Source organism: Paenibacillus sp. N3/727, from assembly GCF_022637315.1.
Taxonomy (GTDB): domain Bacteria; phylum Bacillota; class Bacilli; order Paenibacillales; family Paenibacillaceae; genus Paenibacillus_AQ; species Paenibacillus_AQ uliginis.
Genome location: NZ_CP093336.1, coordinates 3,473,673 through 3,495,078, shown reverse-complemented (window position 1 = coordinate 3,495,078; position 21,406 = coordinate 3,473,673). Strand labels below are relative to the sequence as shown.

Sequence of the window (21,406 nt, the reverse complement as noted above, 5' to 3'; positions counted from 1 at the left end):
TTTTTGATTAACTTAATTTCCTGTTTGAGAGCTTTGACTAACAATTTGGCTCAAAACCTCGTTTACTGGTGTAGCAGGGCGACCAAGCAATTTTTCTAAATCGTTGCTCTCTATCTCTAATTCACCATCTCGAATGCCTTTTTGCATGTTTACGAGCATAGGAAGGTAGGCTTCTGGTATCCCTGCACCTTTCATCGTATCGGCATAAGTAGCATCATCGACTTGTTGTACAGGGAATTCTTTACCTAATACAGTTCCAAGAGCAGATGCTAACTCCATTTGAGTCATTAGCTTACCGGAAAGCTCGTAAACTGTATTCTCGTGTCCTTTCTCAGTTAATACATTTGCTGCTGCCTCCGCATAATCTTGTTGAAGTGCCCAACCTACTTTTCCAGTTCCAGCAGATGTAATCCAAGGTACTCCTGCCATCGCACCTTGTATGCTTCCAATTTCATTTTCTAAATACCAATTGTTTCGTATAAACGAGTATGGGATGCCTGTTCTCAAAATAGCTTTTTCTCTAGCTCGATGAGCTGGAGCAAGGAATAAGTTACTTTCACTTGCATTTGTTACACTAGTATAAGCAATAAATTTAACTTGAGCTCGATGAGCAGCAGCTACAGCATTTGTATGCTGTCTAATGATTGTTTCATCATCCCCAGCCGTGGATATAATTAAAAGTCGATCAATTCCTGAAAAAGCAGAATCTAATGTTTCTGGTTTATCAAAATCTCCGTGTCGAACTTCTACTCCGCGAGCACGTAATCCTTCTGCTTTCTCTAGATTTCGAACACTAACAGCTAATTGATTCGCTGGTATAGTTTTTATTAATGTTTCTACAACCTTTGATCCTAATTTTCCTGTTGCACCTGTAACTAATATTTTCATTTCCTTTCCCTCCAATTAAATTTTCATATTGAATTATGAAGCTTAGGTATATACTATCTCCACAGTCACAATAATAAAAGTAGGCATTTTTTTATGACATAGTCACAAAAAAAGTACCATCATGAGAGAGAGGGGAAAATACAATCAATGGCTCGTTTTAATTTTCAAGGAGAACCGCCTCCAGAAGAACAAGAAGAAGTATGCTCTTTGACACTTACTCAAAATGTAATTGCTGGAAGATGGAAAATAATAATTTTATGGTATCTAAGTCGCCGAACAAGAAGATTTAACGAACTTCAAAGGTTGTTACCGGGCATTTCAAAAGGAATATTGACAAAACAACTGAGAGAATTGGAAGAGGAGGGAATGGTTCACAGAGAAGTGTATAAAGAAGTTCCTCCTAAAGTAGAATACTCGCTAACACTACAAGGGAAAAGCTTTATCCCAGTACTGGACATTATGGGAGAGTGGGGTAAAAAATATATGGAGAAAAAACAAAAGGAACAAAAACACTCTACACCCAGATAATAAAAAAACGACCAGCGAATCCGACGACAGGCCTGCAAATTATTGAAGGCAGCATCGGCAAACCCTTCAGTATTGTGATCTGCATGTTGATTTATAATTTTTGATAGTGATTTAAGAGATTCTCTACTCTAGCTTGGATAATTTGTTTTAATGATTCAGGCTTAACTGATATAACATAATTACCATATCTCATAAAATAGTTAGCTATAAACTCCTCTTCCCCTTGATTATAGAATCCCTTAATAACTGTTTTATTACCATTTTCTATTTTCATAGAAGGATAATGTTCTTTATAATAAAGATCCTTTGCTTGTTCTAAAATCTCTACTTCAAAGTCAATACTCTTCTCAGATTGATACATTTCTAATGAACGGCTAACAAGTTCATCTATTGAAAAGTTAGATTTGATTTCCTCTTCTTCTATAAAGGTTATTCTATCGCATCTGAAAACTCTATATTTATTCGTTTTTAACTCTACTCCTGTAGCATACCATTGACCAAACTTAGCGGAAATTTTGAAAAATTGAACATGGTAACTTTTTGTCTGATTATTTTTTACATATTGTATCTTACAGTTGCTCTCATTAAGAATGCTTTTTAGAATTTTATCTAAAAAACGACTGACATTATGATGCTGATAAATTTCAAACTGTAGGACTTTTTTCATGTTGTGAATCTGCTCTGTTTGTTTTTTAGAAAGACAGTTTTCAAATTTTTCATTTAGCTTAGTAACACTTAAATGAAATGGTGTTGATTGATAAGATTCTAACGTCAACATGGCAAAGTAGAGAGCATACACTTCATCAATCGTAAAATTAATGGGGGATAACAATCTATTTTTTAAGATGCCATATCGTCCATGTCTGCCATGTTCCGAAAAAATAGGCATACCTAATTGTTCTAATGAACTAATATCACGTAGAGCTGTACTTTTTGAAATATTGTATTTACTCATTAGGTCATTTAAATTAAAGAACTCTCGACTATTTAAGTATCTTATCATGTCATTTAATCTTTCTGATTTTTTCATATTAAATCTCCTCATTAAAGGTTTCATATTTTGATACCTTTATATATTATGATGAGTTCAAGGTCATATATCAAATGTATAAGATATCTACCTGAAATCATTATATAAAAGGAGATTGATACCATGAGTGCAACACTAGAAGTAGCTATTTTCTTATCCATGAACGGAAACGCACAAGAAGCTATACATTTTTACGAAAACCATTTTAACGCAGAGGAATTGTTACTTGTTACCTATCAAGACATGGCCAAACGTGACAGCTCGATACAGCTTACTGATGAAAATAAGAATTATATTTCTCACTCTGTCTTATTAATCGGAAGAACAAAAGTAATGATAGCGGAAGATACAATGAATATCAGCGAAGAATATACAGTTGGTAATAACACTTCATTATGTATTCAAAGTGCTGACTTAGAAGAAATTGAACATTTTTATAATAGCTTAATTACAGATGATAGAGTGAAAATCATTGTTCCTTTATCTAATAATATGTTCAGTAAAGCATACGGTATTATTGAAGACCCGTTCGGTATTCAAATACAATTAATGTTTGATGATAGATTACAATAAAAAAATGTGCATTCCATACTTCGATTGGTATCGAATAAAACCCGGTTTATAATGTATGCAGGGAGGCACAAGAAGTAATTGGATGAGAGGACGTAGAAATGGAAGAGACAAGATCCATACAAATTTGCTGCTGGCCATTGATGAAATCCGGTATGGACGAAGACGGTGAAGATATGTTAGCAATTATTAAAATTTAACTAATTTTTGAGTAAAAGTGAGCTTCAAATTGGAAATGTACTCGTGAAGACTAAAAAAATCAGCTCGTTCCTCATCCGAGGGCGGGCTGATTTTGCTCTGCTAGCTTCACCATTCGTTTCACATTTACAACAAACGCGGTGAGGTACGCCTGTATTTGCATGCGAAATAGACCTCGCTATTTGGCTATTGCCATCCCGTGGACCTCTTCATCTCTGCGTTCTTGTGTTCTATGATTGGTCTCCGCTTAATCCGCTCTTTAAACGTATCACTAAGCTCAAACTCGATCTGTTCCTTGAATGCTCCGCAATGATACGAATCGAGTATGTCTTACTCTTTGCTCCTGGTTTGTAACACGCTTCGCTTAGCGGACAGGTCTTACACTTCTCAACATCAAAATAAAACACAAGGGAGAATGAAGCTGAAGTCTACAATGCGATGAATCTTTCGCAACAAGTGATCTTCAGGAACAAGATTATACAATTCCGCATGGAATGATGCAGTTAATTGTCTACCGGCATGCAACAACAGGCTCATCTCACTTTTACTTTTCTTCCATTATACAACAAACCCAGTACCGACAAGGTACCGGGCTCTATTTTACAGATACTATATTCGTTTTGCAGGGCTCTCCTTACTTGGGCTTTTTTGTCAGAATATGTCCAGTAAAGCCCCAATTTACATAGTTAGACAAGAAACAAACTCGTTTATTAGCCAGAAAAGAAGATAATCGTCGGATTTTAGTCTATTATCCCGATAAATATAGTTGTAATAATAGAAGGGGAATTGTAGGAAATATAGAAGTTACTATAAAACACAACTTTGTTAGCGCATACAATATATTTTTTGAAGGAGATGAGAGTGCTTGAAGAGGAGAGTTGTTGGTAGTTTACTGAGCTTCTTATTAGCCTTCACGCTAATATTGCCAGCAGTAGGAGCGCAGGAAGGCATTTCGCCTGAGACAGGCGGAGCCCAGAAGATCATTTCGAAGTTAGATCCGAAGGCCATATCGCTTGATGTGAGCAGCTTGGATCAGAACGTAACGCTGGAGAAGCCGTCGAAGACGGACACATTGAAATCAGCGAAGCGGCAGGCCAATGGATTGCAAATTGAGAAGATAGACACCCTCGACGAGGCAGCGATTCAACCACAGAACTATGTTCCTCTCTCAGATAGTACAGAACGCATTTCCGTCATCGTAGAACTACAATCCGAGCCGGTGAAGGTTTTTGAAGCGAGTCATAAGAATCTGCGGATCGGGAAGTCTGCTATTTCACATCAGCTGCAAGTAAAGACAGAGCAGGACACTTTCAAGAAATCAGCAATTAAACGACTAAATGTGGATATTGATCGTGAGTATTCCGAAGTATTCAACGGATTCTCGCTGGAGATTGCTGCGGATGAGGTCGAAGATTTGCTGAATATTCCTGGTGTTAAAGCGATTTATCCAAACAACACAGTATATGCTTTGGAGGAGCCGGTTGGAGGTTCCACTTCTGCTCCGGAAGGAAGCGTGCCGTTTATCGGCAGTGAAGCTATCTGGAGCCAAGGTGTTAAAGGCGCCGGAATCAAGGTCGGGGTCATCGATACCGGTATTGCCCATGATCATCCTGATCTTGTCGGTACAGTAGACCCTAACAATCTAGGGTATGACTTCGTAAATAATGATAATGATCCGTATGAGACGACAAGAAAAGATTATGATGATGCACATTCGTTAGATCCAAGTTTACCTGAAATGCATCCAGTAACGGGTAAACCATACTGGACTGCGCACGGAAGTCATGTCTCTGGGGTTATTGCTGGTCGTGGTGTAGGCAAGGATGGACAACCAGGGATTACAGGCGTGGCCCCAGAAGCTGAAATCCACGCTTACAAGGTGCTTGGACCTTATGGCAGCGGTTCAACAGCAAACGTAATCGCGGGCATTGAGCGAGCTGTACAAGAAAAAATGGACGTCATCAACCTGTCACTCGGCTCGGAGACGAATAATGAGAGATCTGCCGATTCAGTAGCTGTGAACAATGCGATGGCTACAGGTACGATTACTGTTGTATCAAACGGTAACAGCGGCCCAGCCGATGCCACAGTAACCGACCCGGGTACAGCCGAACTAGTGATTTCCGTAGGCGCATCGAAGCCTCCGTTAGTGACTCCGATCTTGAAGATCGTCGGCTCAGATGGAGAATTTAAAGTGGATTCTTTTGACAAATCCGAAGGTATTGAGAAGCTAACAGGTTCATATCAGCTTGTTGATGTGGGCTTAGGCAAGCCTGAGAATTATGTTGGAAAAGACTTAAGCGGGAAAATCGCCTTCATCAAACGTGGTGAAATGTCTTTCACCGATAAAGCACTGAATGCAATTAATGCAGGGGCCGCCGCAGCAATTGTATACAACAATGCGCCAGAAGCTCTGGAGAGCGGCACCTTGGGCGATGTTAATATTACAATTCCTGTATATGCGCTTTCGGGCACATATGGCAATCAGATCAAGGCCAAGCTTGACACGGATCCGAGTATACAGGTTAATTTCACGACAACCATCGAGAAGGATATTATCGCAGGTTTTAGTTCACGCGGTCCATCCAAACCTTCCTATGCGGTTAAGCCGGACATCTCTGCACCAGGCATTGGCATTCGCTCCAGTGTGACCGAATATGAAGGATGGTATGAAGCACAGAATGGTACAAGTATGGCAGCTCCGCATATTGCCGGGGCGGCTGCATTGCTGAGAGCGAAGTACACTAACTTGGATCAGTATGATATTAAGTCACTGCTAATGAATAATGCCGTCAAGCTTATCGATCGCGATGGCAATCGCTACACTCATATGGATCAAGGCGCTGGAAGAGTTGATCTGAATAACGTATTGAAAGCGAAAGCAGTTGCCGAAGTAGAAGCGAAGACCACTGCCGTTAAGGATGGGGTAGAATATATCCATCATACAGGTAGCTTCTCCTACGGTTACATTAATTATGGCGAGAGTGCTGAGCGTAAGGTGGTAGTCACGGATATTGGCAACGCGGATTCATCTTACTCGATTAGCACTCAGTGGTATGGATCTTCTCCAGTTACATTAACAACATCGAAAAATGTAGTTGATGTATCTGCAGGGGGCGAGGAGTCCTTTACAGTTACAGCTACCGTTCCGGCTAATGCAGCGGACCAGCGTTATGAAGGTGAATTGATCCTGACAGAAGCAGGCGGCCATGTTATTCAACTGCCGATTGCTGTATATGTAGGTGAAGTTCCGGTAGATGAAGTTGTTACTAATTTGGAGCTGAATCCGAATATATTCTCGCCAAATGGCGATACGCTTAATGATACAAGCAATATAAGATTTACGATTACCGAGTTTACTGAATATTTCTCGCTAGATGTATTTTCGGTAGAAGGCAAATGGTTGGGTACTATTGTTGAAACCGACCAAGATGGAATCGATCCTGGAACTTATAATATCAAAAATTGGGACGGATCTTTCAATGCACCATCGGGTCAATTAGTGAATCCGTCGGATGATTTGTATTTATTAGTACCACTCGCAGGCAGCTTATTGGATGATCCTGTTCCTGTCGAGTCTCAAGTTACTCCTTTTATCATCGATACGAAAGCTCCTGTATCCAAGCTGGACGATCCGGGTATTGTCGTTGATAAAACCAATCTTACTGCAAAGATTACCGGCCAAGTTACGGATGACTTGTTAATCCAACTCAAGGACATTGTTGGTCTTGAAATGAATGATGTGGTCGGAGTTGCTGCTTGGTACGATGATGGCAATAAAGGGCAAGTAGTTGATGGTGAAATCAATGATTCGGGACACTTTACGATTCAAGTACCGATTTCTATAGGAGACAACTCCTTTGAGGTTTATGTATACGATGTTGCAGGCAACGGATTGATTGATCCGGCCCATATCGTGGATTATAAACTGACTAACTTTGTAGCTCCGGCAATTAGTCCGGCTCAGGTACAGCCGAATGAACCATTCTCATTAAATGTTGCATTCGACGTAACCGATGCCGTCTATTCGGCTAAATTTGATCTGTTATACAGCAATACATTTACAGATGTGGAAGTTACACCGAGTACCGAGCTGGCAGAGCATCAGGCTAAACTTAATCCGGATGCTTCGCTAACTGTTACAAATGCAGTGTATGAATATGATCCTGAATTAAGCAGACATGAATTTTCGATCAGTTTGAATGATGTTGATGGATATAGAGGAACAGGCTCGTTAACTTCATTCGGTTTTGCCGGAGCGCCTGCAGGACAGTATTCGTTCAAAATAGCGAACCTGGAACTGCTAGATCGGGACGGTAAAGAAATTCCGGTTGAGGTGAGCGATACAATTGAGCTGACAGTTAAGCCAGTTCAACAGGCGGAATTGTCTGTATCACCGCAATCTCTATCCATCAAGGCAGGTACTACGGGTAATGTATCGGTCTCTTATAAAGCGCCGGACGGTTCGGTTACCGACGTAACTGAGAAGGCGGCGTATACAGTAAGCAACGCTGAGATCGCGACTGTGCAGAAAGGTATTGTGTCAGGCAAGAAGAAAGGCAACACGGACATTGAAATTACGTATGAAGGTCTCAAGGCAACGGTTGCTGTTACCGTGATCGAGTCGGGCTCGGGTGGTGAAAACCCTGGCACTGGCAGTGGAGGCAACGGCGGCAGTGGCGGCGGTGGAACACCAACCGTACCAACAACGCCAACCACTCCTCCAGCAAAAGGTACTGTCAAGGAAGCAATCAAGGCTGGAGAGCCAACGGTTCTGAAGCTTGAAGGCGGTTTGACGGTAACCATTCCGGCGGGTGCGATCACCTCGCCAGAGGCCGCATTTGTTCAAGGAAGTGTTGCTTCGAAGGAGGATACCGAGGCCTTACTGAAGGGCCTGCAATTTGGCTCAACGATTAAGGCATTTGGTGTATATTATGACTTCGCTGTTCTTGATAAAGATGGAAAAACGATCGAAAATATCTCTTTCAGCAAGTCAGCAGAAGTTTCAATACCGCTGGAGACACTCCAGATCGGCGGCTTCAACGGTGAGAAGATCAATCTGTTCAAGATCGAGGATAAGGGAGAACTGAGCGGACGTACAGCCCGCCTGGTTGACGGCAAAGTAGTCGCCCATCTGAACAGCTTCAGCCGCTATATGTTCATGGCCAAGAATATCGCCTTTACAGACGTTACGAAGACGAATTACCCATGGGCGGTTAATGAGATTGAAGTGCTCGCTTCCAAGGATATCGTTACGGGAACGAGTGCGGATCAGTACACGCCTGGCAAGCAAGTGACGCGCGCTGAATTCGTCTCCTTATTAGTAAGAACGCTGGAGCTTGGCAAGAGTGAGAACAGCGCAGCCCAATTCAGCGATGTCCAGTCCGGAAGCTGGTACTATGACGCGGTTCAGGCTGCAGTATCTGCCGGATGGATCAATGGTTATGCGGATCATACCTTTGCTCCGGATCAGAGCATTACTCGCGCCGAAATGGCAGTCATTCTGTCCAGAGTGCTGAAGCACTTGGAAGTGACTGAGGGTGCGGAAGCAACCCTTCCGGGCTATGCTGACCAAGCACAGATCCAGAATTGGGCCAAGGCTGCAGTTGCCCAGGTTGCTGCGCTTGGCATTATGCAAGGTAGAGGCGAGACCCGCTTCGCCGCACAGGAGAATACAACCCGTGCCGAAGCAGCCGTAGTGGTATATCGTATTTTCAAAGGATACACGAAATAAATCGTGCAAAAACAAAGGAACTGCCAAGGGCGCAAGCACTCGGCAGTTCCTTTTCTATTATTTACAGCTCCCCAGCCACAACTTCTCCCTGGTACATCGTAGCGATCCGCTTCGATCTTCTCGCCACCGCTTCGGCGGAGCAGGAAGCTTCAACTACAACGAGGCTCGCCTCGTCTCCAACGCGCGGCCAGATCGATAGTTAAGCGGGGTTTGTCTGCCAGTAATATACGAGAGCGTCTTTGCCAATGCGCGCTCATCCACCCAACCGGACACCTCAGCCAAGCGGCCGGCCCGTTCTAGAATGTCTCCATTGGGTAATATCTCCGAGAGCATAGGCATGGCTTACAGAAACTTTGCCCTGCAGGCCCGCTTCCTTCGTTAACTGAGCTAGTCTCTTCATCGTGAACACGCCCAAGTGATCAGGATCATGCAGATGCAGATCAATTCCGGCATTGCCCTCAACGGCTCTTTATTGGCCCTAATGTAAGTATTTTTACAGCAGGACATGCTATTGACCCTGAAATGAGAGCCGCTGAAGTGGAGTTTGCGTATCCTATTCATATCGGGAACAGGGTTTGGATTGGTGGAGGAGCCATTATTAATCCGGGGGTCACGATCGGTGACAATAGTATCATTGGCTCCGGCAGTATGGTCACTAAAGATATACCTGCCAATGTCATTGCAGCCGGGAATCCATGCCGGGTAATTCGAGCAATAACTGAAGAGGATAAAAAACAGTTTGCAAGTTCATCATTGAAGTGAGACTGAAAAGAACTGTAGGAGAAGAAAATTTCCTGATCAATTTCCACAATGGTCAGAATTACCCGTTTATCCAGTAGAGAAATCTGGACATGACAATAGAACCTTTCATCTTGGTTCTGGAATGAGCGTCAGGCTACCTAGTAAGACGGGTGTCTGTTGACAAGAAAGTGGGACATGATGAGGTTAGAAGGCAGGATGTACATACGAAGAATCACAACCACTTGAATTGAGATGTGGTTGTGATTCTTTATTGATTGTCATATTACAGAACCCTTTGCATCTTTCCAGACTTTAACATACTTTTCTCATGATCAACTCTACTGGACCTCGCTTCTTCCTTTTTCTCCATATATGCGAAAAGATAATGGCCATTATAAAATATAAGCTTCCGTATGCCATTGCAAAAACAAGGGAGCCATTTTCCAAATAGCTTGTTATATGAAGCAGCCCCAATCCGATCACTACATGTCCAATATAATGAGATAACGATAACTGCCCGGTACTGATCAGTGCTTGCGTAAGAACGGACTGCTCAAATTTATCGACGACATAAAGACAAATCGCGATCACGGCTATAGCCGAACAAATTCCCGAGAGCACATACAGCATTGTCGGCGGCATCGGTTTCGTTCCAAACAAATAATGTGCCGCTTCATTCCCTAGTACAGGGGAAGTCCATTTGATCAAGAAGAAGGAAAGGGATTCAAAAACAACTGTTCCTGACAATGAATATATCAATAACTTCGATCGATGCTCCTTGCTTAGCCAGCCCTTTCTGCCAAACCACATGCCGATGAGGAAGAAGCTCAGCCAAGGAAAGATTGGATGGAATCCGTTAAATAACAGATTTCGAATGAACCCTTCCAGCGTCCAAAAGCCCGTATATTCCTTAAAACTCAAGTCATACCCTTTGCTATAATCGAACATAACTAAAAACAACTGTGATGCTACTAGGATAAACGAGAACAATCCGAATATTTTGTTGTTGGATACGGTGATCAAAACCGCAGCCACGAGCATGAATACCGCATAGTAGTGCAAAATGTCTGCGCTCCAGTCCATTAACAATAAAAGAACGCCGGCAATAAACAGGAAAGCTGCTCTTTTGTATAAGCTGTTCCGGTTTTGTCGAATAAGCTCCCCGTTCATTGAGTTTCGGGCTTTTGAGGTCATTAAGGTTACTCCGATACCGGCCAGTACGACAAACAATGCCGATGCTCTCCCCTCAAACAGACCTGCTATCGATTGTAGCCATCCCGGTCCGCTATTTTCTGCCTGCATTGCAAGCTTATAGTTTACGATAATCATACCGAAGATCGCCAATGCTCTGGCAAAATCAAGGGCAGTTATCCGTGCTTTCGATTGACTCATTTTACATCATCCCCTTTTAGTGTTTTGCGACGTGACGATTGAACCATTCGTTTTACTAGCCAAGCAACAGCTCCAAGCAGTACCAAGATGATTACGATGCTCCAAGAATAACTCTCAATGGTGTGCAACAAATTGTCCCATTGTGAGCCAAACATGTTTCCCAACCCGATGAAGCTAATACACCAAAACAAGGCGCCGCTATAAGCATAGATTGCAAAGGTTCGAAACGAAGAACCCAAAATACCTGTTAAATAACCGGTTAAATGACGAACACCGGGAATAAAATAGCCGATGAATACAAGAAAATTACCGCGCCTGTTAAACCATTTTTTCGTTTTATAGAATTTGCTTGGTGTAATGAACACCCATTTGCCAAAACGCCGAATAAAAGGCATACCCACTTTCAGACCGATAACATATGTTACAGTCATTCCTAATGTCGTTCCGGTAAATGCTAAAAAAAGTGCCGTCCATCCGTTTAACACACCCAGATAAGACAGATACCCCACATACAGCATTGTTATTTCCCCTGGAAAGGGAAGAGCAATGAACTCCAGCAGTAATCCTATGAACAGGAGTGCATATCCATATTGCTCAAATAGCGCTTCAATATTCATCGATATCACATCCTTTAATTCCTTTCTCGAATAGGAAAAACAATAAACAAGCTCAAAAGCAATACGAATAAAGCTGTTAGTATGATTGAATATTTTGCTATAAATAGTGCATACAGAATAAAAATACTTCCGCCTGCAGCAACAGACATTCTTTTGTTCACTTTACTTGGGAACCTCGTATTTTCATGTGCTAGTTCAATTGCGCAGGCGCTGACAAATATACCGATACAAATCCAAACCAAAAATGAATTGGGAGTTGTGGCAGTTTTACACAACATAATCCCAGGAACTGTTCCAAATGTAATTAATTGACTTAGAGAATGGATACTTTGCGAGAAAGCTTCTCCCTGGGTAGGTTTCGGTTTTAACGCATGTAATATGATACCTAAACCAAAACTTAATAAGGACCATTCACGATGTTCCTGAAAAATTGCTAGGATCGAACAGATGCCTGTGAATAAGATACCTAAAGATAACGTGACAGAGATCCGCATTTCTTCAACCAACCCTCTACAAATTATTATCAGGTCCTGTCAGGGATAAAAAATATATAGCCTGGCCAGAGAGGCCACGCTTTCTGTGTTCCTGCAGCGGATCAAGGTACTATGAAATGGATTCCCTTGCTTTACTTTTCCATACTACCGATATTACAAAAGCGGAAAACAGGACTACTGCTGCGAAAACATATGGCAAATTAATATTCACATCAAATAAAATACCGCCTAATGCCGGTCCAATAATAATTCCAAGACTTGTATACATGGAATTCATCCCAGCAACAAACCCTTGCTCTTCCCCTGCCAATTTGGAAAGTAAAGTTGTTACGGCAGGACGAAGTAAATCACAGGCGAAAAATACGATGCTGGAAACGGCCATAATGCTCCAATAACGACTAACAAACACAGAAGCAACAATGAAAATTGCGGCTACGATAATCATGTAATGAATTAGCTTCTTCTCGCCGAACTTATTTACCAGCTTATCAAAGAATAACAATTGAGCTACCACACCCGAGATGGAGCCAACTGTAATAATGGTAGCTATATCTTTGGCAGTAAAACCGAATTTCGAATCTACAAAAAGGCTGAACATCATTTCATAGGCAGATAGTCCAAAAGATAATACGAAGACAATGATAAGTGGCACCAAATATAAAGGATGAAATGATTTCTTAATCTCCAAGAAAAAACTTACTTTCATTTTCGATTTTCTGTTTTTCGCGAGTTGCTCCTTAGTTAAAGGCTCTTGCAAAACAAGGAGTGAAATGATAGCAGTGACCAGGGCAAAGCCTGCTGCGAAAAAGAATGGGGCGCGTATGCCCAATTCGGCTATAAACCCGCCAAGTCCGGGACCAATGATGAACCCTAAACTAATCGCAGCAGCTTGATATCCCATGACTTTAGCTCTCTCTTCTAATGAAGTGCTATCCGCTATAAAAGCAGTTACTGCCGGCATAATGAGGGCATCGCCAATCCCTCCTAAAATTCTAGAAAGAAACAGTACCCATACCTGATTACCAGTGGCAAATATTAGCTCGGAGAAAGAAAAAAGGAATAGACCGAGTACAATCATTTTCTTTCTGCCGATCGTATCTACCCAGATCCCGGCAATAGGAGAGACGAGAAGCATGGCAAATGCAAAGGCAGAAATCATGTACCCCATCACTTGACCGCTTAAATGCATTTCTTTTGCAAGGGATGGCATGATTGGGGCAGCAAGGCCTACCCCTACAAAGGCAATAAATAAGTTAATTAAGATGACAATTAATGATATTTTTTCTCTAGTAAATATACGCATATGCTTTCCCCACCCATTTTTAATATCAATGATGAACGAATGGCCTTGCCAGTGAACAGCTGACAGAAGAAAAGTCGGTTTTTCCACATGAAGAATAACCGACTTGGTATCATACATTTCTTCAGCGATTATGTGTGTTTAGCCCGCAGATTCGAATTAGCCGTTTGGTTGGTGTTCAGTTACTTTGGTTGTTTGATTTTTTTAGGAACTTTTCCATTTCATCTAAATATTCTGGCACCGTAATTTGCCGGGGCGCGAATATACTTATCATCAAAGCTCGAAACTCTGAATCCGCCGTTTTCGTGCTCATCATCCTATGTTCCGTGTCAGGGAAGACGGTTACCGTCAATAATTCTGGCGGTACGATGCGGCGATATACTTGCTCCGTCTCTTTCGAATCCACATTGATATCTTTGTCACCTAAGAGCAGCAACACAGGGGAACGGAAAAGGCGAAGATCATCGGTTGCATCTGACAAAAAGTTTTTGCCGACAAAATCCCACCGCTCTTTTGACATCGCGTCTTTTTCGCCAACTAGCTTCAAATATTCGTCATAAGACGCATTTTTCCTTAAAAGTTTCCTTACTTCCCTGCCCTTTGCCACTGCTTTTTCAATGTTTGCTTCTGTAAAACCATCATGTTGCATTTGCATACGCGTGTTGTACTCCCCTTGACTCAACCAGTTAATGGCAGGTCCTACGAGTATATTAAACGCAAGCGGTTCTTTACCGGCCAGTTTTGGAATAACCCATCCTGCTTGACTTGCTCCCCACGTTCCTATTTTTGTCGCGTCAATCATCGGCTGTGCTTTTGCCCACGCGATAGCCTGACGCGCTTCTTCCACGCGATCATCGATACTTTGATCCAGCCAATTTCCTTCCGAGCCGTTAATGCCCTGCTTGTTCAGCGACAAGGAAGCGTAGCCAGCGGAAGCTAACCGTTCCCAGATGTGTCTGTAACCCCCATCGAGCGTCGAATCAGCCGGGCCGTCGCCATGGATGAACAACACTAACCCCACTTTTCCGGTGTGATTTTTAGGAAGTATAAATGTACCGGTCAATTTGCCTTGCGGCGTCTGGATTTCAACAGCTTGCTGGGCCATGTCAAAGCTGTGTTGCTTCAAAATATAAAGTCCTGCACCGCCAAATAGCAGGACGATGATCATAATGGAAATCGTTATTTTCTTTTTCATCCAAATTCTCCTTGTGAAAATTCGTAGTTATTTCAATCTCAGAACCATATAATCCCATTTCGATTCATTGAATAAAAGACGCCGCACGAAGCTATTCTTTTGTAAATGAGTCTGGAATGACAGGAGCTCGTATAGATGCTTGGCACGTGGGTTACTACCTACGACGTGCAAGGTCAGAACATCTAGGTGTGGCTCAGTTTGCACAAAATGCTGCGCCCACTGAAATAATAGCTTTCCAATCCCCTTGCTTCGATGGTCCGGATGGACAACAATGTCTGCAATATAACATTCTCCAGCCTGTGGTTTATGATCTAATAAAGATAACCCGATCAGCATTTTTAACAGGTTCCATTTTCCCAACCTATTGAAGCTCTTCCACGAAGGAAACTCTTGCTTATGCTTCACGTCAGATACGGGCTTCCATTTGATAGATATCGTTCCGATAACCTCTCCATCTTGCAGGGCGACCATTCTTTGACTTGCCGGTTCGGTGGGAAAATGTTCAAACAGCTTTTCGAAAAAAAAAGCGAGATTGTCATCATTCATGTTCGTCAACTTTTGAAATTTTCCGCGAAACCCGTGAACGAGCAGGCGGCCGACCTGTAGATTATACTTGGCCTGCATAGGTTCAATTGTTATCGGTGCTGTAGTCATGATGGTTCCTCCTTTTCGGATTTTGTCGCTGATTCGATCAACAATTGCAACTCGTAATGCAACTCGTTCTTGCTAAATAACGATAAATAGGATCTTTCAATAAGGATAAGGGGCCCCGCAACGGTATATGATTGCGCAGAAGCATAGTCGTACAACTGTTCAATCATTTGTTCGAGCTCATCATCTTCATGAATTAGGCTCTGCATCGAAAGGTAATTGCCTCCAGGTAGAGAAAAATCACCAGGCCCTTGAGTTTCTAGGCCTAAGGTAATTGTGCTCGAACCATCATCTATATAATGAATGTCCGATTCGAACAAGTTCGGAACGCGCTTCGCTTGTTCAGCCAACAGTTTGGCATTAAGCTTAGAGTGTGAATCCATTTCAATCCAACGTGCAAAGTATGTGGTGTCTCGCCGCTTTATTTGATAGTGGTTGGACTGCGAATTAAAGTTCTGCTGTTCATGCAACACTTTTTTGATGAACTGCTGAAGCTCTTTGAGCCGCAGTAACTCTGTATCCACTTCCCGCAAGGAATGGTGAAGAAGCTGTCGATATTGATACGCAGAATAGGAGGTCAAACAATCTTTTATGGACTGAACAGAAACTCCGAGCTTGCGAAGCAATAGAATTTGTGCTAGCTGGTAGACTTGATCAATGCCGTACATTCTATACTGATTGTTATCTGTGTAAGCGGGCCCAAGAACTCCTTTTTCTTCAAAATAACGAATTTGATGAACAGACACGTTCATAAGATTGGCTAATTCACTAATCGTAATTTCACTCTTCATAAAATTCACTCCTAAAGCTTGGAATACCTCAACGATACACTTTAGGTCAGACCTAAGGTCAAGTGTTTGTATTAAAATTATTTGTTAATACTGGATCATCTAAATTCACGATATACTGGTGGATTAGTTGATTATATGGAATTGGCTGAAGCAGGAATATTAAAGTCACAACTGTTGAAGACTTGGTAAAATGGAGGAGGGGGATTTAACTACAGGAACCGTTGGTGGAAAAGACTTTGTTAAAAGAATGAGCGAGAAAACAAAAAAACATTACTTTATAGTGGGAGGCAAAGAAATGAATATCATAGTAGTAGAATATGATCCAAATTGGAACAATGAATATCTAAAAGAAGAACATGCAATAAAGGAGATTCTTCAAGATGAATTAGTGAACAGTTTTCATGTTGGGAGTACTTCTGTTCCAAATTTAAAAGCAAAACCGATCATTGACATTCTGCTTGTAGTTAACGACATCAATGAATTAGATACTTACTCTGTACAATTTGAAGATCTTGGATATGAGGTTATGGGTGAATTTGGAATCAAAGGGAGGAGATACTTCCGTAAGGGTGGAGACAATCGCACTCATCAAATTCATGCTTTCCAGTATGATAATATCCAAGAAATCGAAAGGCACCTATCATTCAGAGATTATCTTCGCCAAAGTCCAGAAATATGTAAGGAATACGGAGAAATAAAAAGTAAGCTTGCAGCCCAATATCCAACTGACATTGATGGCTATGGTGACGGTAAAGATGATTTTGTCAAAAAAATAGAAAAAGAAGCCCTCAAATGGCATTGGACTACTCGCTGAAAGCAAACATCATTATTTGGGAGCTTTAATTGAATAAAAGGAGGGCACATATTGTCATAATATGTGTCCTCCTTTATTCGTGCCAGGTAGGCGGCCTTTAAAGAATGCTATTCGCTTCGGAGTGCAACAACTGGATCTTTCTTTGCAGCCATTCTTGATGGAATAAATCCAGCAATTAAGGTGAGTATCATACTTCCGGCAACCAGCACTGCTGCATGAAGTGGGTTAAGATTTGCAACTCCAGAAATTCCTGTCAGATTAGATATAATGGTATTGATCGGTATCTGAAGCAGATATGAAAGACCTACCCCAATCATTCCTGCCGTGAATCCAATAATCAGCGTTTCCGCATTAAATACCCTTGAAATGTCTTTTTTACGTGCACCCACACTGCGAAGGATGCCGATTTCTTTGGTGCGCTCAATTACCGAAACATACGTTATGATACCGATCATAATTGTGGAAACCAAGAGAGAAATAGCAGCAAATCCGGTCAAAACATAAGTTACGGTATTAAGTAGTGTTCCTGTTATGGAAGAAATCATTTCCGCCATATCAGAATAAATCAGTTTATCATCGTCTGATTTACCATCATTGTATTCATCAAGGTATTCCTTTATCTTGTCTTTGTTTTCGTAATCTTTCGGATAAATATTGATACCCGTTGGAGTGGAATCAGCTCCAAGCATTATCAATGCATTGTCCTTCGCCTTATTGTCTAAAGGAATGCCAAGCATAACATCCTTATCCGAATCTTTTTGGGCGGTTGCAATTTCGCTCTTTTGTGCATCTTCAACTACATCTTCGGTGAGAGCCGTGGTATATGCAATACCCGGTGACAGATAGCTGCTTGACACATCCTGTTTGGAACGCAGAATGCCGGTAATCGTGAGTTTTGTTCCAGTATCACTGTCATACAGTTTTTCATAATCTGTAGGCGCAGCCGCAGTGAATAAATCTCCATTCCTAGTATAGTAATCATCATTCGGTATTACTTTTAAAATTGTTTTGCCAATAAAATCGGTCAGCTTATAATTTTCGGTATCCTCAGTAATACCAACTTTTTCAAAAAATGCTTTGTCAATGCGATTATATTTATCAATAACTAAAACGACTTCGTTTTTTCCTGTAGGCATCCTGCTTCCTTCACCAATTAAATCATATTGAGATAAAATAAAGTCATTATTTTCAGGAAGCTCCTGCAAGTAGGTGCTATTGCTACCCATCATCATTCCCATACCGCTTGGAGCTGAAGTTGTTTCAAACTTTACGGCTGTGTCTTTTCCTTTTGCCAACAAATTGATGTTTACTCCGTGCATATAGGAAATGTTGTTGACTGCATTAGGTAATTCAGTTTCAAGTTTTCCGATATAATTAAGATAGTCTTCGGTAATGATATTGCTATGCTTTGTACTGTTTTTCTCACTGTCATAGGAGTACATAACGTTATCATTCGGATATTCTGTATATCCTGCAGCATCATTATTTCCTTCAAGACCACCAGGACCACGTTCGGTCAAATCTATGGTTTGCTCGCCTGTGCCGATGGTGATGGGAAAGCTACTCAGTGTATCGGACTGCATACTGCTCATATAGGTAGACAGTCCGTTAGAAAGAGCCAAAACAAGCGCAACACCGATAATGCCAATGCTTCCTGCAAATGCTGTAATAAGCGTTCTGCCTCGTTTTGTCAGTAGATTTTTAAAGGAAAGCACCGTTGCTGTTATCAGTGACATGGAGGTTTTCTTAAACTTCTGTTTTTCGGGTGTTTGTACGGATGCTTTTCCTGTTTCAGCTTCCACAATTGGATTACTGTCCGACTGAACTTCACCGTCTAAAAAACGGATAATTCTGTCTGAATATTCCTCTGCCAGTTCACCGTTATGGGTCACCATGATAACAAGACGTGTTTTGGCCACTTCCCTTAAAATATCCATGACTTGAATACTAGTATGACTGTCAAGTGCTCCGGTCGGCTCATCCGCAAGGATAATATCGGGGTCGTTCACGAGCGCCCTTGCTATGGCAACACGCTGCATTTGACCGCCAGACAATTGATTTGGTTTCTTGTTCAAATGGTCTGCAAGCCCGACTTCTATTAGTGCCTGCTTCGCCCGTTGTTTTCTTTCGGAAGTTGATACGCCAGATAAAGTCATGGCGATTTCAACGTTCTGCAATACCGTTTGATGTCCGATTAAATTATAGCTTTGAAATACAAAGCCTATAGAACGGTTACGGTAAGCATCCCAGTCACTGTTCTTATATTCTTTTGTGGACAAACCGTTTATTATTAAATCGCCACTATCATACTGGTCTAAACCGCCAATAATATTAAGAAGTGTAGTTTTACCACAGCCCGACGGACCGAGTATGGAAACAAGTTCATTTTCTCGAAATCCAAGTGATATACTTTTTAAGGCGGTAACTACTTCGCCGCTGTTATATGTTTTTTTAATTTTCTCCAGTTTGAGTTTCAGCATAAACATTCCTCCATTTTTTTGTGTGCACCAATAGGGTAGCAGTGTAAAGTAAACTCAATATCAATTGGATGGAACGATACACTTGATTTTCAGTTTACTTTTTGAAGGTAAAATTAATTAGCAATAATAAGGCAAATGGAGGCATTGAATATGCTGAAAATATTAGTCGTAGAAGATGATACTAACACCAGAAAGTTAATGTGTGCCGTTTTAAAACAGAACGGTTTTGAAACATACTGGGCGGAGGACGGCATCATCGCACTTAATTTAATGGAACAGCAGCACTTTGATTTAGTAGTACTTGATTTAATGATGCCGAATATGGACGGCTATGAATTAACACGGCAACTCCGGCTTTCATGGGAGAATCTGCCCATCTTGATGGTTACAGCTAAGCAGGAGCCAAAGGACAAAAGGAAGGGTTTTCTTGTTGGTACGGATGATTATATGACAAAACCTGTAGATGAGCAGGAGATGGTACTTCGTATTAAGGCACTTCTTCGCAGAGCAAAGATTGCCAGTGAACACAAGCTAACAGTCGACAAGGTCGTACTCGATTATGATGCGCTCACCGTATCCCGTGAGGATAAAGTTATTACACTGCCGCAAAAAGAGTTTTACCTATTATTTAAGCTGCTTTCTTATCCGAATATGATTTTTACCCGTCTTCAACTTATGGATGAGATTTGGGGAATGGAATCCGAAACCGATGACCACACACTTAATGTTCATATAAACCGCTTGAGGGACAGATTTCGAGATTGGTCAGAGTTTGATATTGTTACAGTTCGGGGTCTTGGCTATAAGGCGGTGAAAAAAACATGAGAGAATTTTTTAAGAAGCGATTGAGTCTTGCTATAACATTGGTGATGTTTGTGTTCGGTGTTATGGTGTCAACATTTGTGCTGATTGGAGGAAGTGTCGTCCTATTACAGCATATTGGCGTTATTTCTCTTTCTGGTCATTTTGCACAGAATTCGAGAGGAACCAATGGAAATCCTCTATTCCCGTTATTTATAACCTTTGGTCTCTGCATTTTGCTTGGAACTGCACTTACGGCCTTTCTCAGCAAAAAAGCGCTGAATCCCATCCGCAAGGTAATTGATGCCACACATAAGGTGGCCGGAGGAGACTTTAGCGTTAAGGTAGATCTAAAAGGCATTGGAGAATTGGAAGAATTGTCTCAGAGCTTTAATAAAATGACACAAGAACTTTCGAGCATTGAAACACTGAGAAGCGATTTTGTCAACAACTTTTCCCATGAATTTAAAACACCTATCGTATCTTTACGTGGCTTTGCAAAACTGCTCAAAGAAAATAATCTTTCGGACGAAGAACGACGGGAGTATCTTGACATTATCATAACGGAATCAGAGCGTTTAGCTGCACTTTCCACCAATGTTCTTACTCTGTCAAAATACGAGAACCTTGAAATTGTTGCGGATAAAGCCCCGTTCAGGCTGGATGAACAAATTAGAAAGTCTATCGTTTTAATGGAGCCCAAATGGTCTGCAAAAGAAATTACCGTAAATGTGGACTTAGATAAGGTGATTTATAGCGGAAATGAAGATTTGACACAGCAGATATGGCTTAACCTTTTAGATAACGCCATTAAATTTTCCTATCAAGGTGGCTTTATACATATTACCCTTGCATATGAAAATGACGAGATTCGGTTTGTTATTCAGGATGACGGATCTGGAATGGACGATCAGACTAAAGCTCATATTTTCGATAAATTTTATCAGGGCGATACTTCTCATTCCAAAACAGGATACGGACTTGGACTTCCACTTGTAAAACGCATAGTGGAACTTTGTGGTGGTGACGTTGGCGTTCAAAGTCAATCGGGTAAAGGCAGCATATTTACCGTTGTATTGCCTTTATAAAAGAGATGGAATAAAGTGAATCACAAGAATGCTGAAGTATTTGTAAATGTATATTGGTAAACATCACTTTCGCCGATAGACCCGAAACTCTTTA

General features: G+C 41.5%; 17 protein-coding genes and 3 pseudogenes. 8 read left to right on the top strand and 12 right to left on the bottom strand.

Annotated elements, in window-relative coordinates:
• Positions 1-12: 12 nt before the first annotated feature.
• Positions 13-888, bottom strand: a complete 876-nt coding sequence (locus MNQ98_RS15920; RefSeq protein WP_241929134.1) for an SDR family oxidoreductase — start codon at positions 886-888, stop codon at positions 13-15.
• A 147-nt stretch (positions 889-1,035) separates the two neighbouring features.
• Between MNQ98_RS15920 and MNQ98_RS15915 the strand changes: the two genes are divergently transcribed.
• Complete coding sequence (locus MNQ98_RS15915; protein WP_241929133.1) at positions 1,036-1,416, top strand: winged helix-turn-helix transcriptional regulator; 381 nt, start codon at positions 1,036-1,038, stop codon at positions 1,414-1,416.
• 91 nt (positions 1,417-1,507) lie between these two features.
• On the opposite strand, the gene MNQ98_RS15910 is transcribed toward MNQ98_RS15915, so the two are convergent.
• The gene (locus MNQ98_RS15910; RefSeq protein WP_241929132.1) at positions 1,508-2,446 is read right to left on the bottom strand and encodes a helix-turn-helix transcriptional regulator; all 939 of its coding nucleotides are present in this window, start codon (positions 2,444-2,446) and stop codon (positions 1,508-1,510) included.
• 123 nt (positions 2,447-2,569) lie between these two features.
• On the opposite strand from MNQ98_RS15910, the gene MNQ98_RS15905 reads away from it, so the two are divergent.
• Positions 2,570-3,019, top strand: coding sequence for a VOC family protein (locus MNQ98_RS15905; RefSeq protein WP_241929131.1), 450 nt, complete (start codon positions 2,570-2,572; stop codon positions 3,017-3,019).
• 268 nt (positions 3,020-3,287) lie between these two features.
• Here the strand turns inward: MNQ98_RS15905 and MNQ98_RS15900 are convergent.
• Positions 3,288-3,633 (bottom strand): annotated as a pseudogene (locus MNQ98_RS15900) (transposase); the annotation flags it as partial.
• 446 nt (positions 3,634-4,079) lie between these two features.
• On the opposite strand from MNQ98_RS15900, the gene MNQ98_RS15895 reads away from it, so the two are divergent.
• Positions 4,080-8,948: a S8 family serine peptidase gene (locus tag MNQ98_RS15895; RefSeq protein ID WP_241929130.1), complete on the top strand. Its 4,869-nt coding sequence runs from the start codon at positions 4,080-4,082 to the stop codon at positions 8,946-8,948.
• Between the two features lie 61 nt (positions 8,949-9,009).
• Here MNQ98_RS15895 and MNQ98_RS15890 read toward each other — a convergent pair.
• Positions 9,010-9,414, bottom strand: a pseudogene (locus MNQ98_RS15890) (deaminase); the annotation flags it as partial.
• A gap of 71 nt (positions 9,415-9,485) precedes the next feature.
• Between MNQ98_RS15890 and MNQ98_RS15885 the strand changes: the two are divergent.
• Together MNQ98_RS15885 and MNQ98_RS15880 are read left to right on the top strand one after the other, a co-directional pair.
• Positions 9,486-9,710 (top strand): DapH/DapD/GlmU-related protein, encoded by a 225-nt coding sequence (locus MNQ98_RS15885; protein WP_481856644.1) that lies wholly within the window; start codon positions 9,486-9,488, stop codon positions 9,708-9,710.
• Between the two features lie 34 nt (positions 9,711-9,744).
• Positions 9,745-9,852 (top strand): annotated as a pseudogene (locus tag MNQ98_RS15880) (acetyltransferase); the annotation flags it as partial.
• 149 nt (positions 9,853-10,001) lie between these two features.
• On the opposite strand, the gene MNQ98_RS15875 reads toward MNQ98_RS15880, so the two are convergent.
• The 7 genes from MNQ98_RS15875 to MNQ98_RS15845 all read right to left on the bottom strand — a co-directional run bounded on the left by MNQ98_RS15875 (position 10,002) and on the right by MNQ98_RS15845 (position 16,129).
• Positions 10,002-11,081, bottom strand: coding sequence for a DUF418 domain-containing protein (locus tag MNQ98_RS15875; protein WP_241929129.1), 1,080 nt, complete (start codon positions 11,079-11,081; stop codon positions 10,002-10,004).
• A complete protein-coding gene (locus MNQ98_RS15870; protein WP_241929128.1) occupies positions 11,078-11,698 on the bottom strand; it encodes a DedA family protein in 621 nt (206 codons plus the stop codon). The genes MNQ98_RS15875 and MNQ98_RS15870 overlap by 4 nt, the downstream gene beginning before the upstream one ends.
• Positions 11,699-11,712: 14 nt before the next feature.
• On the bottom strand, positions 11,713-12,204 hold the full coding sequence (locus MNQ98_RS15865) for a CDP-alcohol phosphatidyltransferase family protein (RefSeq protein ID WP_241929127.1): 492 nt from the start codon (positions 12,202-12,204) through the stop codon (positions 11,713-11,715).
• Positions 12,205-12,301: 97 nt separating this feature from the next.
• Complete coding sequence (locus MNQ98_RS15860) at positions 12,302-13,495, bottom strand: MFS transporter (RefSeq protein WP_241929126.1); 1,194 nt, start codon at positions 13,493-13,495, stop codon at positions 12,302-12,304.
• A 175-nt stretch (positions 13,496-13,670) separates the two neighbouring features.
• Positions 13,671-14,687 (bottom strand): alpha/beta hydrolase family protein, encoded by a 1,017-nt coding sequence (locus tag MNQ98_RS15855; RefSeq protein WP_241929125.1) that lies wholly within the window; start codon positions 14,685-14,687, stop codon positions 13,671-13,673.
• A gap of 27 nt (positions 14,688-14,714) precedes the next feature.
• Positions 14,715-15,341, bottom strand: coding sequence for a GNAT family N-acetyltransferase (locus MNQ98_RS15850; RefSeq protein ID WP_241929124.1), 627 nt, complete (start codon positions 15,339-15,341; stop codon positions 14,715-14,717).
• On the bottom strand, positions 15,338-16,129 hold the full coding sequence (locus MNQ98_RS15845; protein WP_241929123.1) for a helix-turn-helix domain-containing protein: 792 nt from the start codon (positions 16,127-16,129) through the stop codon (positions 15,338-15,340). The genes MNQ98_RS15850 and MNQ98_RS15845 overlap by 4 nt, the downstream gene beginning before the upstream one ends.
• Positions 16,130-16,424: 295 nt before the next feature.
• On the opposite strand from MNQ98_RS15845, the gene MNQ98_RS15840 reads away from it, so the two are divergent.
• Positions 16,425-16,943 carry a GrpB family protein gene (locus tag MNQ98_RS15840; RefSeq protein WP_241933937.1) on the top strand — a complete coding sequence of 173 codons (519 nt, stop codon included), beginning with the start codon at positions 16,425-16,427 and terminating at the stop codon, positions 16,941-16,943.
• A gap of 107 nt (positions 16,944-17,050) precedes the next feature.
• Here MNQ98_RS15840 and MNQ98_RS15835 read toward each other — a convergent pair whose 3' ends face one another.
• Positions 17,051-19,423 carry an ABC transporter ATP-binding protein/permease gene (locus MNQ98_RS15835; protein ID WP_241929122.1) on the bottom strand — a complete coding sequence of 791 codons (2,373 nt, stop codon included), beginning with the start codon at positions 19,421-19,423 and terminating at the stop codon, positions 17,051-17,053.
• A 150-nt stretch (positions 19,424-19,573) separates the two neighbouring features.
• Between MNQ98_RS15835 and MNQ98_RS15830 the strand changes: the two genes are divergently transcribed.
• Both MNQ98_RS15830 and MNQ98_RS15825 read left to right on the top strand, forming a co-directional pair.
• Positions 19,574-20,248, top strand: a complete 675-nt coding sequence (locus MNQ98_RS15830; RefSeq protein WP_241929121.1) for a response regulator transcription factor — start codon at positions 19,574-19,576, stop codon at positions 20,246-20,248.
• Positions 20,245-21,312: a HAMP domain-containing sensor histidine kinase gene (locus MNQ98_RS15825; protein ID WP_241929120.1), complete on the top strand. Its 1,068-nt coding sequence runs from the start codon at positions 20,245-20,247 to the stop codon at positions 21,310-21,312. The genes MNQ98_RS15830 and MNQ98_RS15825 overlap by 4 nt, the downstream gene beginning before the upstream one ends.
• Positions 21,313-21,406 lie beyond the last annotated feature (94 nt).

Coding starts and splice junctions, on each gene's coding strand:
- MNQ98_RS15845 (WP_241929123.1), bottom strand. CDS start 16,129: ATGAAGAGTGAAATTACGATTAGTGAATTAGCCAATCTTATGAACGTG.
- MNQ98_RS15840 (WP_241933937.1), top strand. CDS start 16,425: ATGAATATCATAGTAGTAGAATATGATCCAAATTGGAACAATGAATAT.
- MNQ98_RS15875 (WP_241929129.1), bottom strand. CDS start 11,081: ATGAGTCAATCGAAAGCACGGATAACTGCCCTTGATTTTGCCAGAGCA.
- MNQ98_RS15910 (WP_241929132.1), bottom strand. CDS start 2,446: ATGAAAAAATCAGAAAGATTAAATGACATGATAAGATACTTAAATAGT.
- MNQ98_RS15855 (WP_241929125.1), bottom strand. CDS start 14,687: ATGAAAAAGAAAATAACGATTTCCATTATGATCATCGTCCTGCTATTT.
- MNQ98_RS15915 (WP_241929133.1), top strand. CDS start 1,036: ATGGCTCGTTTTAATTTTCAAGGAGAACCGCCTCCAGAAGAACAAGAA.
- MNQ98_RS15825 (WP_241929120.1), top strand. CDS start 20,245: ATGAGAGAATTTTTTAAGAAGCGATTGAGTCTTGCTATAACATTGGTG.
- MNQ98_RS15870 (WP_241929128.1), bottom strand. CDS start 11,698: ATGAATATTGAAGCGCTATTTGAGCAATATGGATATGCACTCCTGTTC.
- MNQ98_RS15905 (WP_241929131.1), top strand. CDS start 2,570: ATGAGTGCAACACTAGAAGTAGCTATTTTCTTATCCATGAACGGAAAC.
- MNQ98_RS15920 (WP_241929134.1), bottom strand. CDS start 888: ATGAAAATATTAGTTACAGGTGCAACAGGAAAATTAGGATCAAAGGTT.
- MNQ98_RS15850 (WP_241929124.1), bottom strand. CDS start 15,341: ATGACTACAGCACCGATAACAATTGAACCTATGCAGGCCAAGTATAAT.
- MNQ98_RS15835 (WP_241929122.1), bottom strand. CDS start 19,423: ATGCTGAAACTCAAACTGGAGAAAATTAAAAAAACATATAACAGCGGC.
- MNQ98_RS15830 (WP_241929121.1), top strand. CDS start 19,574: ATGCTGAAAATATTAGTCGTAGAAGATGATACTAACACCAGAAAGTTA.
- MNQ98_RS15860 (WP_241929126.1), bottom strand. CDS start 13,495: ATGCGTATATTTACTAGAGAAAAAATATCATTAATTGTCATCTTAATT.